Annotated in this window: 15 protein-coding genes; 10 read left to right on the top strand and 5 right to left on the bottom strand. The window is 57.6% G+C overall.

Going from position 1 to position 18309, the window contains the following annotated elements; all coding sequences use genetic code 11:
• Positions 1–273: 273 nt before the first annotated feature.
• The 3 genes from ACR0A2_RS12770 to ACR0A2_RS12760 all read right to left on the bottom strand — a co-directional run bounded on the left by ACR0A2_RS12770 (position 274) and on the right by ACR0A2_RS12760 (position 4667).
• Positions 274–2487: an NADP-dependent isocitrate dehydrogenase gene (locus ACR0A2_RS12770; protein WP_480835355.1), complete on the bottom strand. Its 2214-nt coding sequence runs from the start codon at positions 2485–2487 to the stop codon at positions 274–276.
• Between the two features lie 318 nt (positions 2488–2805).
• On the bottom strand, positions 2806–3864 hold the full coding sequence (locus ACR0A2_RS12765; protein WP_480835353.1) for an ABC transporter ATP-binding protein: 1059 nt from the start codon (positions 3862–3864) through the stop codon (positions 2806–2808).
• Positions 3861–4667, bottom strand: a complete 807-nt coding sequence (locus tag ACR0A2_RS12760; protein ID WP_480835351.1) for an IclR family transcriptional regulator — start codon at positions 4665–4667, stop codon at positions 3861–3863. The genes ACR0A2_RS12765 and ACR0A2_RS12760 overlap by 4 nt, the downstream gene beginning before the upstream one ends.
• Positions 4668–4808: 141 nt before the next feature.
• On the opposite strand from ACR0A2_RS12760, the gene ACR0A2_RS12755 reads away from it, so the two are divergent.
• The 10 genes from ACR0A2_RS12755 (at position 4809) to ACR0A2_RS12710 (ending at position 16073) form a co-directional block, all read left to right on the top strand.
• Entirely contained in the window at positions 4809–6068 is a 1260-nt protein-coding gene (locus tag ACR0A2_RS12755) for an ABC transporter substrate-binding protein (protein ID WP_480835349.1), read from the top strand.
• Positions 6069–6160: 92 nt separating this feature from the next.
• Positions 6161–7087, top strand: a complete 927-nt coding sequence (locus ACR0A2_RS12750; RefSeq protein ID WP_480835347.1) for a carbohydrate ABC transporter permease — start codon at positions 6161–6163, stop codon at positions 7085–7087.
• A 1-nt stretch (position 7088) separates the two neighbouring features.
• Positions 7089–7937 (top strand): carbohydrate ABC transporter permease, encoded by an 849-nt coding sequence (locus tag ACR0A2_RS12745; protein ID WP_170345350.1) that lies wholly within the window; start codon positions 7089–7091, stop codon positions 7935–7937.
• Complete coding sequence (gene melA / locus ACR0A2_RS12740) at positions 7934–9274, top strand: alpha-galactosidase (protein ID WP_480835344.1); 1341 nt, start codon at positions 7934–7936, stop codon at positions 9272–9274. The genes ACR0A2_RS12745 and melA overlap by 4 nt, the downstream gene beginning before the upstream one ends.
• A 58-nt stretch (positions 9275–9332) precedes the next feature.
• Positions 9333–11039 (top strand): IlvD/Edd family dehydratase, encoded by a 1707-nt coding sequence (locus tag ACR0A2_RS12735; protein WP_480618896.1) that lies wholly within the window; start codon positions 9333–9335, stop codon positions 11037–11039.
• Positions 11039–11803, top strand: coding sequence for an SDR family NAD(P)-dependent oxidoreductase (locus ACR0A2_RS12730; RefSeq protein ID WP_480835342.1), 765 nt, complete (start codon positions 11039–11041; stop codon positions 11801–11803). The genes ACR0A2_RS12735 and ACR0A2_RS12730 overlap by 1 nt, the downstream gene beginning before the upstream one ends.
• Before the next feature lie 4 nt (positions 11804–11807).
• Positions 11808–12701 carry a 2-dehydro-3-deoxygalactonokinase gene (locus tag ACR0A2_RS12725; RefSeq protein ID WP_480835340.1) on the top strand — a complete coding sequence of 298 codons (894 nt, stop codon included), beginning with the start codon at positions 11808–11810 and terminating at the stop codon, positions 12699–12701.
• Complete coding sequence (locus ACR0A2_RS12720; RefSeq protein WP_480835338.1) at positions 12698–13303, top strand: 2-dehydro-3-deoxy-6-phosphogalactonate aldolase; 606 nt, start codon at positions 12698–12700, stop codon at positions 13301–13303. The genes ACR0A2_RS12725 and ACR0A2_RS12720 overlap by 4 nt, the downstream gene beginning before the upstream one ends.
• Positions 13300–14160 carry an SMP-30/gluconolactonase/LRE family protein gene (locus tag ACR0A2_RS12715; protein ID WP_480835336.1) on the top strand — a complete coding sequence of 287 codons (861 nt, stop codon included), beginning with the start codon at positions 13300–13302 and terminating at the stop codon, positions 14158–14160. Before ACR0A2_RS12720 ends, ACR0A2_RS12715 begins: the two co-directional genes overlap by 4 nt.
• Positions 14157–16073 carry a beta-galactosidase gene (locus tag ACR0A2_RS12710; RefSeq protein WP_480835334.1) on the top strand — a complete coding sequence of 639 codons (1917 nt, stop codon included), beginning with the start codon at positions 14157–14159 and terminating at the stop codon, positions 16071–16073. The genes ACR0A2_RS12715 and ACR0A2_RS12710 overlap by 4 nt, the downstream gene beginning before the upstream one ends.
• A 40-nt stretch (positions 16074–16113) precedes the next feature.
• On the opposite strand, the gene ACR0A2_RS12705 is transcribed toward ACR0A2_RS12710, so the two are convergent.
• Positions 16114–17385, bottom strand: a complete 1272-nt coding sequence (locus ACR0A2_RS12705) for an ABC transporter permease (protein WP_480835332.1) — start codon at positions 17383–17385, stop codon at positions 16114–16116.
• Positions 17382–18302, bottom strand: coding sequence for an ABC transporter permease (locus tag ACR0A2_RS12700; protein WP_171119259.1), 921 nt, complete (start codon positions 18300–18302; stop codon positions 17382–17384). Before ACR0A2_RS12700 ends, ACR0A2_RS12705 begins: the two co-directional genes overlap by 4 nt.
• Between the last annotated feature and the right edge of the window lie 7 nt (positions 18303–18309).

The following is an 18309-nucleotide window of genomic DNA, read 5'->3' as shown; positions in this document are numbered from 1 at the left end:
GAAAGCGATCGATATTTGCGGCTGGCGAACGGACGGCCAAGCGATGGAATCCGACGTGATGCGCAGATGTTTACCGGGCACACATTGCGCAAATCGTTCATAGAACCTGACAAGATTGGTTTTAACGGCGCAGCCACAGCAAGCTACAGATCGTCAGGCACAAGCTTCGGCGCGGGTCTTTTGGCAATCCCGCGTTCCATGAAAAGGACCGCGCAAAGGCGGTCCCTTCGTGTTTTGTTGTCGGACGAAACTCGCCCGCCTGTTCGACGGCGATCAGCCGATGATTGCGTTCAGCGTAGCGCTGGGGCGCATCACAGCGGCGGTTTTGACCGGGTCAGTGTGATAGTATCCGCCCAAATCCACCGACGGTCCTTGGACTGCGGCCAGCTCCGACAGGATCTGCTCTTCTTTGTCTGCCAGCTCTTTTGCAAGTGGTGCCATTTCAGCTGCCAGATCGGCATCGTCAGATTGAGCTGCCAAGGCTTCGGCCCAGTAGCGCGCGAACCAGTAGTGGCTGTCGCGGTTGTCCGGTTCGCCGACTTTTCGACTTGGCGACCGGTTGTTGTCCAAAATGCCCTGAGTTGCGGCCTCTGCCGCAGCGCCAAGAACACCTGCCTTCGCGTTTCCTTTGGCGTCGGCCAGGAAGTTCAGGGATTCCCCAAGCGCGCAGAATTCACCCATCGAATCCCAGCGCAGGTGATTTTCCTCGACCAGTTGCTGCACGTGTTTCGGTGCCGAGCCCCCTGCCCCGGTTTCGAACAGGCCGCCGCCATTCATAAGCTTCACGATCGACAGCATCTTGGCCGAGGTGCCCAGTTCGAGGATCGGGAACAGGTCGGTCAGATAGTCACGCAGTACGTTACCGGTGATGGCGATGCTGTCCTTTCCGGCGGTGATGGTTTCCAGCGTCTGGCGGGTTGCCTCGCGCGGAGCCATGATCTGGAACTTGTCAGCTACGCCCGCAGCCTCGAGCGCCGGTTCAACATATTTGATCAGCTCGGCGTCATGGGCGCGGTTCGCATCCAGCCAGAAGATCGACTCGGATCCGGTCAGGCGCTGACGGTCCATCGCCAGTTGGATCCAGTTCTCGATCGGCGCCTTCTTGACGGTGCAGGCCCGCCAGATGTCACCCTTTTCGACGTCGTGCGAATGCAGGGTCTCGCCATTGGCAAGAACGATGCGCATTGTGCCGTCGGCGGGTGCCTCGAAGGTGGTCGGGTGGCTGCCGTATTCCTCGGCTTTCTGCGCCATAAGACCAACGTTTGCGACCGCACCGGCACTGGCCGGATTCAATGCACCATTGGCTTTGAAGAATTTGATGCTTTCATCATAAACAGTTGCATAGCACCGGTCGGGGATGACGCAATTAGTATCACCCTTGGCGCCGGTCTCATCCCAACCCTTGCCGCCCGCGCGGATCACCGCTGGCATCGAAGCATCAATGATCACGTCGGAAGGAACATGCAGGTTGGTGATGCCCTTGTCGCTATCCACCATATACATGGATGGACGATCAGCCTTGATCGCGTTTATTGCGGCGACGATCTCGGCATTGTTTTGTACCCGCTCTAGCAAGTCGCCAAGACCCGAGTTCGGATTCACACCCAGCGCATCCAGTTCCGCACCGAATTTTTCGAAAACCGGCGCCAACCAGGCCTTGACCGCATAGCCAAAGATGATCGGGTCTGAGACCTTCATCATCGTGGCTTTCAGGTGCAACGAGAACATTGTGCCGTCTTTCTTGGTGTCCTCGATGGCCTCTGCAAGGAAGGATGACAGTGCTTTGACCGACATGAAGGTCGCATCAGCCACGGTGCCTTCTTCCAGCGGCCACGCGTCCTTCAGGACAGTCACACTGCCGTCTTTGCCGACAAACTCGATCCTTGCATCGCCCGCTTGGGCAGCGGTGATGGTGGCCGATTTCTCATTGGCGTAAAAATCGTTGCCCGACATGGACGAGACTTTGGTTTTGCTGTCCGAGGTCCATTCGCCCATGGAATGCGGGTTGTTGCGGGCATAGTTTTTGACAGCCCGCGCCGCGCGGCGGTCACTGTTACCTTCACGCAGAACCGGGTTCACGGCCGAGCCTTTGATGGCATCATAACGCGCACGGATCGCCTTTTCTTCGTCGGTCGAAGGTTCTTCGGGATAGGCCGGGATATCATAGCCTTGCGACTGCAACTCTTCGATGGCGGCAACCAGTTGCGGAACCGATGCCGAGATGTTCGGCAGCTTGATCACATTGGCGTCTGGGGTCTTTACCAGCTCACCCAATGCCGCCAGATCGTCCGAGACACGCTGCTCATCCGTCAGGTTCTCGGGGAAGGCTGCCAGAATGCGCCCGGCCAGTGAAATGTCCTTGGTGCCCACGCTGACGCCAGCAGCCGAAGCGAACTTGCGAATGATGGGCAGGAACGAGGCGCTGGCCAGTTCGGGCGCTTCGTCTACAATGGTATACAATATGTCGAAGTTCGATTTATCTGCCATATTCTTTTACCTTTTTAAGCCTTTCGGGGCGTGCGATCCAAGAGTTGAAGCCACTTCAGCGTGGCGCGGGAGGGGCGCGATCACGATACCGCCCCTGGGTGACTCTGTTTTGACAGGGCCTCCCTTAAATCACGTTGCGCTGGGAATCAATCATCTGTGCCCGCGCGTTTTGCCACGGGCGGGGCGTGGATGGCTTTTGATGTCATCAGCTCAACGTTTCACCCGCCTGTCTTTGACGTTTCCCTTCAGGTCACGCCAAGTGTTTTCCATGAAGCTGTACAGCTTGTCCCACGAAGTTTTTCGGGTTGCGGCCAAGGATTACCGAAATCTCTGTCCTGTCTCGGGATCAAATACCATGGCACGGTCAGGTTGAATGGATATGCCAATCCGGTCCCCGGTTTTGCTGCGCTGGTCATCCCTCTCTTCGACAATCAGTTTGTCACCATTTGGCGTCAGCAAATACGAGTAGGATACACCCCCGAGCGCTTCTGTCAGGTCCACGGTGCAGGTGTCCGCAGACCGGTCGATATGAATATGTTCAGGGCGCATCCCCAATGTCACCTTGTCCGTTCCGGCAGGAACAGCTGCCGAGACCGGCAATGGCTGGCCCAAAGCGGGATGGGTGACATGGCCGTCGGCATAATCGCAATCAAGAAAGTTCATCGCGGGCGAACCGATGAAACCTGCAACAAACCGGTTGTCAGGATCACGGTACAGATCCATCGGGGCGCCGACCTGTTCGATCCGGCCATCGCGCAGCACCACAATCTTGTCGGCCATCGTCATGGCTTCGACCTGATCATGGGTCACATAGATCATGGTTGCACCGATTTCCTGATGCAGACGCGCGATTTCGACGCGCATCTCGACACGCAATTCAGCGTCCAGGTTGGACAGGGGTTCGTCAAACAGAAAAACCTCGGGCCCGCGTACAATCGCCCGCCCGATCGCAACCCTTTGCCGTTGCCCCCCGGACAGGGCCTTGGGTTTGCGCTTGAGATAGGGATCAAGCTTCAGAATGCTCGATGCCTCCTGCACCTTCTGGTCGATCTCGGCTTTTGGGACACCGTTCATGCGCAGGCCAAATCCCATGTTTTCCGCCACTGACATGTGCGGGTAGAGCGCATAAGTCTGAAACACCATCGCCACGCCGCGCTTGGCCGGGTCCATATGTGTCACCTCGCGCGATCCGATGTGAATCTCACCTTCCGAGGTTTCTTCCAGCCCTGCAATCATCCGCAATAACGTGGATTTTCCGCACCCCGAAGGCCCTACAAAAACGCAGAACTCACCATCTTCGATTTGCAGGTCGATCCCATGAATGACCTGAGTCTGACCGTACCGCTTGATTGCCCGATTCAGAGTTACACCTGTCATGTCATCAACATCCTGTCGTTTTTGGAACTTTGGCCTGTTTCGGGAAACCGCCAGGCTTGTGCCTCGGCTCCAATTTGTTCGGCCACACGCCGCAGGCGCGGCACCCAGGCTTCGAGTTGAACGAAATCCATTCGTTCGGTGGACCCGGTTATCGAAATCGCGCCAAGCATCCGACCGTTTGACGTCAGAACTGGGCAGGCGATGCATATGATGCCAGGCTCGTGCTCTTCATCATCGATGGCAAATCCCCGGCTGCGAATTCTGTCAAGATCAGCCCGCAACATCTTTTCGGATGTCAGCGTTTTGTCGGTGAAGCGGTGATAGCTTTGCTGCGACACCGCCTTGTTCAACGCATCTTCGTCCAAGAATGCCAGCATCGCCTTGCCGACCCCCGTGCAGTAGGCCGGTCCAACTTTTCCAGCCTGAGAGTACATCTCGATTGGTTGTGCGGCGTTGCGTTTGTCGACGTAAAGAACCTGACTGGAATCAAGTTGCGCCAGATGCACCGTTTCACCGGTTTCTCGGCTGAGGGCATCCAGAAAAGGCCGCGCTATCGGAGCCAGTGAGCTTTGCGTCCATGCCGCATGGGCCAACCGAACCAACCGCATACCGGGCGCATAGGTCTGCCTGTCGCGGTCATAAGACAGCATTCCTTGGTTGGTCAGGGATTGCAGAAATCGATACAGGGTAGCCTTTGGAAAATCGCTGTTTTCCAAAAGTTCAGCAAATCGCACGGGGCGCTCGAACGATGCCACGTGATCCAGCACATCACATGCTTTGCCTATAGTTCCGTCACCTGACACGGGCCATCATTCTCCTCCGATTATCCCTCGCCATCCTCACGAGGGTCTTGACAACAGTAACCGAGTCGATGTGTAGTTTTCAATATATAAAACAAGGTTTCATTATTTGGAACTTTGTAGGAGAGCAACAGGGAGGAAACCATGTATTCAACTTTCAAGCGCACGACGGCTGCGCTGGCGCTTGGTGTCGCGATGGCGGCGCCAGTTGCTGCGGAACTCACCGGAGATCTGCGGATTTTTCTGGACACATCGAACCCGGCGCCACGCGCGACGATGGAGGCGATGATCGAACGGTTTGGGGCACTGCATCCGGGGTTGGAAATCGAAACAACCGTTATCGACCGCGAAGCCTATAAAACACAGATCCGGAACTTCCTGACGGCCGACACCCCGGATGTGGCTACGTGGTACGCGGCCAACCGTATGAAACCATATGTCGAGGCGGGTCTGTTCGAGGATGTTTCAGATTTATGGGCCGAGCCCGAGATCGCCGACAACCTCGCTTCGACCAAAGGCGCGTTGACAATCGACGGCAAGCAATGGGGCGTGCCCTATACCTACTATCAGTGGGGTGTCTACTATCGCAAAGACATCTTTGACGAGCTAGGCCTGAGCGAGCCGACCACTTGGGAAGAAGAACTGTCCAACTGCCAGAAAATCGTCGATTCCGGACGGGCCTGCTATACTATTGGCACCAAGTTCCTTTGGACCGCCGGTGGCTGGTTTGATTACCTGAACATGCGGACCAATGGTTTCGACTTCCACCAGCAACTCGCCAACGGCGAAGTAAGCTGGGAAGATGACCGGGTAAAACAGACTTTCGCCAACTGGAAACAGTTGATCGACATGGGCGCCTTCATCGACAATCACCAGACGTATAGCTGGCAGGAAGCCCTGCCCTTCATGGTCAATGGTGAGGCAGCAGCCTATCTGATGGGCAACTTCGCAGTGGCGCCGTTGCGCGATGCGGGCCTGACGGATGACCAGCTGGATTTCTACCAGTTCGTCGCGATCAATCCCGATGTTGAGCTGGCCGAAGACGCCCCGACCGACACGTTCCACATCCCGGCCAATGCTTCGAACAAGGAAGCTGCGCGCGAATTCCTGCGTTTCGTGGTCTCTGCTGATGAACAGACCGAAATCAACAACGGCGCGAATCTCGGCCAATTGCCGGTCAACGCGCAATCCGCTGTGGATGACGACAAGTTCCTGCAACAGGGCTTTGAAATGCTTTCGTCCAACAGCCCCGGTGGGGTAGCCCAGTTCTGGGACCGCGACGCGCCTGCGGAAATGGCCAAAGTGTCCATGGAAGGTTTCCAGGAATTCATGGTCAAACCCGACAACTTGGACCGGATACTGGCCAAACTCGAACGCGCGCGCGAGCGTATTTACGATAACTGACCAGTCCAGGGTCGGGCCAAAGCCCGGCCCACGCTCCTTAGAATCGTAGGGCGGGTTCCGACCCGCCTTGCTCCAACAGACCCGAGTTTCCCATGACAGTTGCAGCCGACGCCTCAGAACAGGAAAGCTGGTTCCATCGCAACCAACAACGCATCGCACCCTGGCTGTTTCTGGCCCCCGGGATGCTGTTCTTTTTGGTCTATGTGATTATCCCGGTATTCCAGTCCTTCAACCTGTCACTTTACGAGTGGGACGGCCTGGGCGCTGCGGAATACGTCGGCTTTCGTAACTACGAAGACCTCTATTGGGAATGGGTAGACCGGGATGCTTTCTACATCTCGATGAAAAACAACTTGATCTGGCTGATCCTTTACCTAGCTGCGATTCCGGCAGGTTTGTTCATCGCCCTGTTCCTGAATCAGACCGTTTGGGGCATCCGCCTGTATAAGTCCCTGTTTTTCTTTCCTTTCGTGATTTCTCAGGTCGTGGTGGGGCTGGTGTTCACCTGGTTCTACGATCCGACCTTCGGGTTGCTGAACGAATTCCTCGGCCTCTTCGGCCTTGGCCCGCTGAACGTGCTTGGCGATGAGCGTTTTGTGACCTACGGAATCATCTTCGCCGGCCTCTGGCCACAGACCGCCTATTGCATGATCCTGTACCTGACCGGCCTGAACGCTGTGGATCCGGAACAGATCGAAGCAGGACGCCTGGACGGGGCCAAGGGTTGGAAGATGCTTTGGCACATCATCATTCCACAATTGCGGCCCGCAACCTTTATCGCGTTTGTCGTGACCATCATCGGCGCATTACGGTCATTCGACCTGATCTCAATCATGACACAAGGCGGACCTTTCGGATCCTCCCGCGTGCTGGCCTATTACATGTTCGAGGTCGCGCTGTCCGAATATGGCTTCCGCATGGGTTATGGCGCGGCCATCGCCGTGATCCTTTTCCTGATCATGTTGTGCTTCATCGCCTACTTCCTGTGGTCGATGTACCGTGAAGAGAAGGGGCGCTGAGATGTTTCCCAAACCCATCGAAAAACAACCCCGCGCGGCGCAGATCACGTATCAAGCCATGCTTCCATTGGCCCTTCTGTTGTGGCTGGGTCCCCTGCTGGCGGTTGCTCTTTTCTCGGTAAAACCCGCTGCTGACTTCACCAACGCGAATTACTGGGGGATGCCGTCCAGCTTTGAGGGCGCGTTCAACTATGGGCAGGTGTTCTTCAATTCGGACATGCCCCGATACCTGCTGAATTCATTCATGATCACCGTCCCTACCGTGATCGGAGCGGTGGCGCTCAGTTGCATGACCGGCTTCGCGCTTGGCATCTACAAGTTCAAGTCGAACCTCTGGATCTTTTTCATGTTCGTGGCCGGGAATTTCGTGCCCTTCCAGATCCTGATGGTGCCGGTGCGCGACCTGACCCTGCAACTTGGGCTCTACAACACCAAGACCGGGCTGGTCCTGTTCCACATCGCGTTTCAGACCGGGTTCTGCACCCTGTTCATGCGCAACTTCATCCGCGCCCTGCCCTTTGAACTGATCGAGGCCGCACGGGTCGAAGGCATCAGCGAATGGCGTATCTTCTGGTACGTGGTCCTGCCGCTGATGAAGCCCGCGATCGCCGCACTCAGCGTGCTGATTTTCACCTTCATCTGGAACGACTATTTCTGGGCCGTCGTCCTGACGCAAGGCGCAGAAAGCCAGCCTGTAACTGCCGGAATCACCAGTTTCAACGCACAATTCCGCGCCGCTTATCAATTGATGAGCGCGGGCTCCATCGTGGCGGCTCTGCCACCGGTAGCCATGTTCTTCCTGATGCAGAAACACTTCATTGCGGGTTTGACCCTCGGAGCTGTGAAATGACCAAAATTACCTTTATCGGTGCCGGGTCCACAATTTTCATGCAGAACATCGTTGGAGATGCTCTGTTGACCCCTGCGCTGGCAGACAGTCACTTTGCGCTTATGGATATCGATCCCGAGCGCCTTGCGGAAAGCGAAGCAGTTGCGCGCTCCATGATCCGCTCGGTCGGGGCCGGGGCGACAGTCTCGACCCATACCGACCGCCGCGCGGCGCTGGACGGGGCCGATTTCGTCATCACCGCGTTTCAGGTGGGGGGATACAATCCCTGCACGATCACCGATTTCGAGATCCCCAAGCAGTATGGCTTGCGTCAAACCATCGCTGATACGCTGGGCGTCGGAGGGATCATGCGAGGCCTGCGCACGGTTCCGGTGCTTTGGGATGTCGCAGGGGACATGATGCAACTCTGTCCGAACGCGACATTGCTGCAATACGTAAATCCGATGGCCATCAACACCTGGGCACTGGCCGAACGCTTCCCGACCCTGAAACATGTGGGTCTTTGTCACTCGGTTCAAAATACTGTCGAGGAACTGGCCCACGATCTGGATCTGCCAAAGGATGAGTTCCGCTACAAAGTCGCTGGCGTCAATCACGTCGCATTCTTTCTGAAACTGGAACATCAAGGCCGCGACCTGTATCCGGCACTGCGCCAGGGCTATCACTCGGGGAAATTCCCGAAGGCGCCGCTGCTGATGCCGCGCTGCCCCAACAAGGTGCGCTACGAGGTGATGGATCACCTGGGCTATTTCTGCACAGAAAGCTCGGAACACCTGGCCGAATACGTGCCGTGGTTCATCAAGGACGGGCGACAGGACCTGATCGAGGAATTTTCCATCCCGCTGGACGAATACCCCACCCGCTGCGTCGAGCAGGTCGAGATGTGGAAGGAACAGGCCAAGACCCTGACCGACGGGCGCAATATCGATGTCACGCGCAGCCACGAATTCGCCGCCGACCTGATGAACGCGATCGTTACGAACACGCCTTACATGGCCTATGGCAACCTGCCCAATACCGGCCAGATCCCGCAACTTCCCATGGGCGCGGCGGTCGAAACCCCCTGCCTGGTCGACAGCAACGGCGTACAGCCTTCTGTCGTGACCGACATCCCGCCGCAGTTGATTGCCCTGATGCGCACCCAGATCAATGTACAGGAACTGACTGTTCGGGCCCTGACAGAACAGAACCCCGAATATATCTATCACGCCGCGATGATGGATCCGCACACCGCCGCCGAACTGGACCTGCGCCAGATCCGCAACCTTGTCAAGGATCTGCTGACGGCCCACAACGATTGGCTGCCCGACTGGTGCCGGCCGGCCCGCGCCGCCTGATCTTCATCTTTTCACAAATACTCAGATCCAACTTCCGCCAAGAAAAACAAAGCCAGAAATGACAAAACGCCGCTCACAGCATTGGTATGGAAAACTCGACAAGGATGGCTTCATCCACCGGTCGTGGATGAAAAACCAGGGCTTTCCCGACCACGCTTTTGACGGGCGACCCATAATTGGCATCTGCAACACCTGGTCGGAACTGACCCCCTGCAACTCGGGCCTGCGCGATCTGGCCGAGGGCGTAAAACGCGGCGTGTGGGAGGCGGGCGGCTTTCCAGTAGAATTCCCCGTCATGTCGCTGGGTGAAACCCAGATGAAACCCACCGCGATGCTGTTCCGCAACCTGCTGGCCATGGATGTCGAAGAATCGATCCGCGCCTATGGTATTGACGGGGTCGTTCTGTTGGGCGGCTGCGACAAGACCACGCCAGGTCAGTTGATGGGGGCCGCGTCTGTCGATCTGCCTTCGATCGTCGTCAGTTCAGGCCCGATGCTGAACGGTAAATACCGCGGACAGGATATCGGGTCCGGCACCGATGTCTGGAAATTTTCCGAAGCGGTTCGGGCTGGCGAAATGACCTTGCAGGATTTCATGAACGCCGAATCCGGCATGTCGCGCAGCGCTGGCGTCTGCATGACCATGGGCACCGCGTCCACCATGGCGTCGCTGGTCGAGGCGATGGGCATGAGCCTGCCCACCAATGCCGCGCTTCCGGCGGTCGACGCCCGCCGCATGGCGCTGGCGCACATGACCGGCAAGCGCATCGTCGAGATGGTCGACGAAGACCTCAAGCCCTCGGACATCCTGACCAAAGAGGCGTTTGAGAACGCCATCCTCGCCAACGCGGCCGTAGGAGGCTCGACCAATGCGGTGGTTCACCTGCTGGCGCTGGCGGGACGTGTCGGGGTTGACCTGACCCTGAAAGACTTTGAAATCGGATCCGAAATCCCGCTGCTGGTCAACTGCATGCCGTCGGGCAAATACCTGATGGAAGACTTCTGCTACGCAGGCGGCATGCCGGTTGTACTGAATGAACTCAAATCGTTCCTGCGCCCGGCAAAGACGGTTCTGAACAAAGATATCTCAGCACATTACGAAGGGGCCGAGTGTTTCAATACCGACGTCATCCGTCCCTTCGATGATCCTGTAAAGCCCGCTGCGGGCCTGCGAGTCCTACGCGGCAACCTTGCGCCGAATGGGGCAATCGTCAAGCCTTCGGCGGCCACTGACGCGCTTCTTGAAACCGAGGGCGAGGCTTTCGTGTTCGACAACATCGAAGACCTGAAGGCCAATATCGACCGAGAAGACCTGCCAGTCACGGCCAAGAGCATCCTAGTGCTCAAAGGGTGTGGCCCCAAGGGGTATCCGGGCATGCCCGAGGTTGGCAACATGCCAATTCCGGCGAAACTGGTGAAAGAGGGTGTACGAGACATGATCCGGATCTCGGATGCCCGCATGTCGGGAACAGCCTATGGCACCGTCATTTTGCATGTCAGCCCCGAAGCACAGGCGGGTGGCACGCTGGCGCTGGTCAAAACCGGAGACCGCATCCGTGTTTCAGCCAGCAGCGGCGAACTGGAACTGCTTGTAGACGAAAACGAACTGGACGCCCGCCGCGCCGCGTGGCAACCGGATGATCCGCACTACACTCGCGGTTATGCAAAACTTTACATCGACCACGTGCTGCAAGCGGATCAGGGGGCGGATCTGGATTTTCTTGTTGGCAAAGACACCCGCCTCGTGACCAGAGAGAGCCACTGATGACCCAACCAGCTACATTCCACGATCTCGACGGGGCCTCCGTCTATATCACCGGCGGCGGCTCGGGCGTTGGTGCGGCGCTGACAGATGGATTCATGGCACAGGGGGCCAATGTGGCCTTCATTGGTCGGTCGGATGCCAGCGGGTTTGTCGAAGAGATGCGCGACAAGCACGGCCGCGCGCCGCTGTTCCTGCAAGGCGACATGACGGATACCGAACTGCTGCACGCGACGATGGTCAAAGCTGCCCAGGCTCATGGCCCTTTGAACGTCTTGGTGAACAATGCAGCCAACGACCAACGTCATACGCTTGAGGAAACCACGACGGAATTCTGGGACTGGATGATCGAGGTGAACCTGAAAGCCTATTATTTCGCGTGTCAGGAAGCCGCCCGGCAAATGAAAGATGGCGGGGCAATCATCAATTTCAGCTCGATCAGTTACATGATGGGCAATGCTGGCTATCCGATCTATACGACCTCGAATGCCGGGATCACGGGGATGACACGGTCATTGGCACGAGAACTGGGGCCCAGGAAAATCCGCGTAAACGCTCTGGCCCCCGGCTGGGTTCTGACGCAAAAACAGTTGGATAAATGGGCCACACCCGAGGATCTGGCGGCCCATTTGGACCGGCAATGTCTGAAAGAGCACCTGAAGCCCGAGGATATGATAGCACCAACACTTTTTCTGGCGTCCAGGGCCAGCCATGCGATGACCGGGCAATGTATGGCTGTTGATGGCGGCGTCGTGGTTTCGGGATGATGTTATGAATACTGAATGGATCGCCGTCGACTGGGGAACATCTCATTTACGGGCCTGGGCCATGCAGGGTTCGACCGCGCTGGACCATGCGCAATCCGACAAGGGCATGGCGCATGTCGGACCTGACGGGTTTCAAGCCGCCCTGCTGGATTTGATCGAAAACTGGCTGCCCGGCGCGCCGGTGGATGTGGTCGCTTGCGGAATGGTCGGCGCACGACAGGGCTGGGTGGAAGCCCCTTATTCGACCGTGCCGTCGGACCCCTTGCCGGATGTCCCGATCCGCGTACCTGGATCAGACCCGCGCATTCGGGCCTTTGTCATACCCGGTCTGAAACAGACAACCCCACCGGATGTGATGCGGGGTGAGGAAACCCAGATTGCCGGATTTCTGGGCGCGCGCCAGAATTGGGACGGCGTCATCTGCCTGCCCGGAACCCACACCAAATGGGTTCAGGTAAGCGCTGGCGAGGTTGTAAGCTTTCGTACCTTCATGACGGGTGAGTTGTTCGACCTGCTGTGTGGTCAGTCCGTGCTGCGGCACTCTGTAGGCCCGGGCTGGGACGAAGACGCCTTCGCCGAGGCGGTTGCGGACACGTTGTCAAAGCCCGAACAATTGGCTGCGCGTCTTTTCAACCTGCGAGCGGCGGACTTGCTGGAAGGTCAGGCCAAAGTCACCGCACGCGCGCGCCTTTCCGGTATGTTGATCGGGGCCGAACTGGCCGCGACACGGCCCTATTGGCTGGGGCAGCAACTGGCCGTTATCGGAGCAGAGGGCGTGTCGCAGACATATGCAACAGCCTTGCAACGGCAGGGCGCATTCGTGGAAACCGCGAACGCCACCGAGGCAACTCTGGCCGGGCTTGCGCTGGCCCGAAACATGACAAGGCAAACCGCATGAGCCGTCCCATCATCGCCATATTGCGTGGCTTGCAACCGCACGAAGCCAAAGCCGTTGGCCGCGCCATAATCGATGCCGGCATCGACCGGATCGAAGTGCCGCTCAATTCTCCGGACCCGCTCGACAGTATCAGCACTTTGGTTGATGCGTTTGGAAATCAGGCCCTGATCGGCGCGGGCACGGTTTTGACAGTCGATCAGGTGGACGCTGTGTCGACCGCCGGAGGCAAGTTGATCGTATCACCCAACTATGACGCCGAGGTCATCAAGCGTTCCGTCGCGTTGGGCCTGCAAAGCTGGCCGGGGGTTTACACCCCAACCGAAGCTTTTGCGGCCCTCAAGGCCGGGGCCACCGGGTTGAAGCTGTTCCCGGGGGTGATGGCTGGTCCGGCGGGTTTGGCCGCCTTACGTCCGGTTTTGCCCATAGGCGCGCTTGTTTTTGCCGTTGGCGGTGCCGGACCCGACAATTTCGGGCAATGGATCAAAGCGGGCGCAGATGGCTTTGGGATAGGCTCTGCACTTTACAAACCCGGAATGGATGTCGCCGAAATCGCCGAGCGCGCCCGGCATATCGTAACGGCCTATGACGAGGCCGCCGGATGAGCGCCATCTTTGACGACCGCCCCTGCGAGTTGGGCGAAGGCCCGTTGTGGCATCCTGAAAGGCGTCAGCTTTTCTGGTTCGATATCATCGGCAAGCGCATGATGACCCGCGAGCAGGGCGCGCCCAAAAGCTGGAGCTTCGATGAACATGTCTCGGCCGCGGGCTGGGTGGATCGCGATACGCTTCTGATGGCGTCGGAAACGGGGCTGTGGCGTTTCGATTTGCAATCCGGAAAGCGGAACTTGATCACACCTCTGGAAGCCGACAACCCCGTGACCCGTTCAAACGATGGCCGCGCCGATCCGTGGGGTGGGTTTTGGATCGGCACAATGGGCAAGCAGGCGGAACCCGGCGTCGGATCAATCTATCGCTTCTGGAAAGGCGAGTTGAGACGATTGGTTCCGGATGTGACAATCTCAAACGCGATCTGTTTTGCCCCCGATCGTTCGGTGGCCTATTTCTGCGACACCGCAACGAAACAAGTCAGGCACTGGCGTCTGAACGCCGAAACCGGGTGGCCGGAAGGCGACAGCGCAGTTTTTCTGGATTTGCGCAAAGAAGGTCTGAACCCGGATGGTGCGGTCATCGATGCCCAGGGGAATATCTGGATTGCACAATGGGGTGCCAGCCGGGTTGCGGCATACACGGCCGACCGCATGTTTCTGAAGGCCGTTGCATTTGACGCATCCCATACGTCCTGTCCCGCTTTCGGGGGCGATGAACTGAATACGCTTTTCTGCACAACGGCCCGTCAGGGATTGAGCGCAGAAACAATAGACAGCCAACCGACCAACGGCATGACCTTTGCCGCGCGAAATGCCGGTCAGGGTCAGGCAGAACACAAGGTCATCTTATGAAGCCGGAACTTGGCGTTTGTTATTATCCTGAACATTGGCCAGAGGCGATGTGGGCCGACGATGCCGCGCAAATGGTCGAAACAGGCCTGACATGGGTGCGCATTGGCGAGTTCGCGTGGAGCCGGATCGAGCCGCAATCCGGCGTTTTTCAGTTCGAATGGCTGGATCGCGCGATTGAGACACTCGGAGCAGCCGGATTGAAGGTCGTGCTGGGCACGCCAACCGCAACGCCGCCGCGCTGGATGTTGGACAAACACCCGGACATGCTGGCCGCTGATGAAAACGGCGACCCGCGCAAGTTCGGATCCCGGCGGCATTACTGCTTTAGCCATCAAGGCTATGTTGACGAATCTACCCGCATCGCCCGGATATTGGGTGAACGGTACGGTAAGAACCCGCATGTGGTCGCGTGGCAGATTGACAATGAATATGGGTGTCACGACACCACTCTCAGTTACAGCGCTGCTGCCCAACAGGCGTTTCGCCATTGGCTGGCCGAACGGTACGGAACGATTGAAACGCTGAACCAGGCGTGGGGCAATGTGTTCTGGTCGATGGAATATCGCAACTTCAGCGAAATCGACCTGCCCAATCAAACCGTGACCGAGCCGAACCCGGCTCATGTACTGGCATTCCGGCGCTTCAGTTCGGATCAGGTCGCGGCCTTCAACAAAGCACAGGTGGATGCGCTGCGCCCGTTGACCGATGCGCCGCTTTTGCACAATTACATGGGCCGTATTCTGGACTTCGATCATTTCAAGGTTGGCGCGGATCTGGATATCGCCACCTGGGACAGTTATCCGATCGGTTTTCTGTCGGACCGGCTGGACGCCGACGACGCGCACAAGACCGCCTTTTTGCAACAGGGCGATCCGGACATGCAGGCGTTTCATCATGATCTCTACAGGGCGGTCGGGCGCGGCCGTTGGTGGGTGATGGAACAACAACCCGGCCCGGTGAATTGGGCACCGTATAATCCGGCGCCCCTGCCCGGAATGGTGCGTCTTTGGTCATTGGAGGCCGTTGCTCATGGCGCCGAGGTGGTGAGTTATTTCCGATGGCGGCAAGCCCCGTTTGCGCAAGAGCAAATGCATGCCGGCTTGCTGACGTCGAACAATCACCCTGCTGCTGCACTGGCAGAGGCCCGCCAGACCGCGGATGACCTGAACTCGTTGGGCGCGGTGCAACAGATACAGGCCAAAGTGGCCATTCTGTTTGATTACGCCTCGGACTGGGCGTGGTCCACACAACCACAAGGCGCGGGATTTGACTATTTCCGATTGGTTTTTTCGGCTTACCGCGCGCTGCGACGGGCCGGTCTGTCGGTAGACTTTGTTTCGGTGAAGGACATTGCTGCCGATTACTCGGTGATCTTTGCCCCCGGTTTGGCCACCATGGATCCTGATCTGGAACAACGTCTGGCAGAAAGATGCGATCTTGCCATTCTGGGACCGCGCAGCGGCGCGATCACCCGCGATTTTCAAATTCCTGAAAAGGGCAGACCCGGTCTGAGCAGGATCGATTGCGATGTTGATCTGGTCGAAACTCTGCCGCCCACGGTTGAACGCGCGATCAAGGGTGGCGGAACGGCGCGGCATTGGATCGACCGATTGTCAGGAACGGCCAAAGACCTGCTGAGTTTCGAAGACGGAACAGCTGCTCTCAAGGCAGGGGACGGAATCTGGTACTTGGCCGGCTTTCCCGATGCAGACCTTTGGGACCGCGTGATAGCCATGGCGGCGGAAGAAGCCGAATTGACATTGCGCCGGATGCCGCAAGGCCTGCGACTGCGCGAGATCGCCAATCATGACTTCCTGATCAACTACAACGCGGGGCCGGTGGATTGGAACGGGCTCACCGTAGAAGGTTGTGACGTCAAAATCCTGAAACGCAATCCGCCCGAACCGACCTGAGGTCAGTCCGGGCGGGTGCCGAGGTTACGAAGCTGCGCCGCTATTCGTCGCTTTGCAGGCTATTGGGGTTAAACACCCCGCCGAAACCACTGTTGTTGGACGGAGCGCTTTCGGAGTCAGACCCACCATCTGCGCCTTCGTTTTCGTCACCCCCTAAAGAGTTCGGTGCAAAAACATTGCCAAAGCCGCTGTTGTTCGACGGTTTCGGGGTGGTTTGAACACCGCCCTGTTCCGCTTCTTCAGCTTCGCGTTGCTTGCGGCGTTCTTCACGCTGTTTGCGCAACTCCTGAATACGCTGTTCCGCTTCCAGCTTCTTCTGCTCGCGGACATCGGCGATACACTGCGCCGGATTGTAGGTGGCCGCAGTGCCAACAACTGTGATCGTTGCGACGGCAAATACAACCAACAGAACCGCTGCCATGTTGCCGGAAAAGAAGCTGGGCAGTTTAATCTTGCCGGCCAGCTCTTCAACCGTCGCGTTCTTGCGCGCCGCTGCCACCAGTTCCTGACGTTTCAGCTTGGCTTCGTTCAGCAGAGCGAAGAACACTGTCAGCGCCACGATGATGAAGGCCAGCGCCGAGATCGCGGGTGTGATGCCATAACGGACCTTTTGGGCCAGTTCGATCGTCAACGTCGGGTATTCACCGAAGGTAAAGGTGGTGGTGTTGTAGTTTTCGAACGATGCGAGGAACGCCAACACCGCTGCCGATGCAATCGCCGGGCGCATGAACGGCAACAGGATCTTGCGGAAGGCCTGGGCGTGGCTGGCGCCAAGGTCCAGCGCAGCCTCGGTCAAGGCCACGTCGTATCGCTGCAAGCGTGCCACCAACACCAGCATGCAGTAGCTGGCGATAAAGGTTGATTGGCCGATCACCGTCAGAAAAATGCCATTTGACAGGAAGCTGTCCGCCCCCAGTCCCAGCATCCGGTTGATACGATCCCAGAACACCAGCGTCGAGATACCCAGAACAACACCCGGGATCAGGATCGGAGCGATAATGATCGTATAGTAAGTCGCCCGAAGTTTTGGCCAGATCTGGGTCAGCATCAGTGCACCCGCCAGACCCATGGCCACTGACAGGATGACCGTGCCGATCCCGATGATCAGTGAGTTCTTGATACCGTTCAGGATGCGCTGATCCTGAAACAGCTCGCCAAACCACTGGAAGGTCAGACATTCCCACGGGCTCATCCGTGGGAAGCCGGACGAGTTGAACGCGGTGATCGACATGATCACAAGCGGTCCCAGCAGATAAAGGAAGAAGATCGACAGATAGACCCAGATGCTTATGCGGAGAAAGGAATTGTTCATTTCCCGATATCCCCCATGTTCACTTTGAACAGGCGCATCATGGCCAGCACGAACAGGATACAGGTCACCAGCAGGACGATCGCGTAAGCAGCCCCTTGCGGCCAGTCGTTGTTATCGTTGAACTGCTGATAGATCAGCTGTGTGAACCACAGCGACGAAGGCCCGCCCAGGATCTGCGGTGCCGCCAGCGCGCCCGCAGACAGCATGAACACCATCGTACAGCCCGAACTGATCCCTGGCTTGGCATAGGGAATGACCACACGCCAATGTATCCGCCACCACGGCGCACCAAGGTCGCGCGCGGCTTCGATCTGATTTTTATCCAAACTTTCTATGACGTTATACATTGGGAAGATCATCAGCAGAATATAGGCATAGCCCAGCCCGGCATAGAGCGCGATATCGTTCCGAATGAAGTCGAACGGCGTATCCCAGACCCCCAACCCCACGAACAACGTGTTCAGAACACCTGTTTCACCGAAGATAATGCGCAACGCAAAGGCGCGCAGGATTTCGTTGATCCAGTAAGGGATGATCAGCATGATCGCGAAGATGCGGATGTGGCTGCCTTCGGACTGCCCCAGATAGTAGGCGATCGGATAGCAGATGATCAGGTTGAAAATCGTGACGCAAACGGCCGCCACGAGGGTGCGGAAGAACACCCGCAGGTCAACCGTGTTGTAATCCTGACTGCCGCCTTCAGGGCCGTATATCAGGTACTTGTAGTTCTCCAGCGTATAGACGTCCTTCGGCCCGCCAATCTCTGGAGGCGGGAGGTTTGGACGGAACGAGAAATCCAGCATCGACAGCTGCGGCAGGATGATAAGGCCGATGGTCCAGAACAGAACCAGACCCAGGATCGCCAAGCCCATACCGGTGCCGTTGCGATTGAAAAATTCTTTCAGAAATCGGGGCATGAGATCG

The organism is Ruegeria sp. H8 (assembly GCF_056532905.1).
The sequence above is the reverse complement of the archived record's forward strand: the minus strand, read 5'-3'. Positions and strand labels throughout refer to the sequence as shown.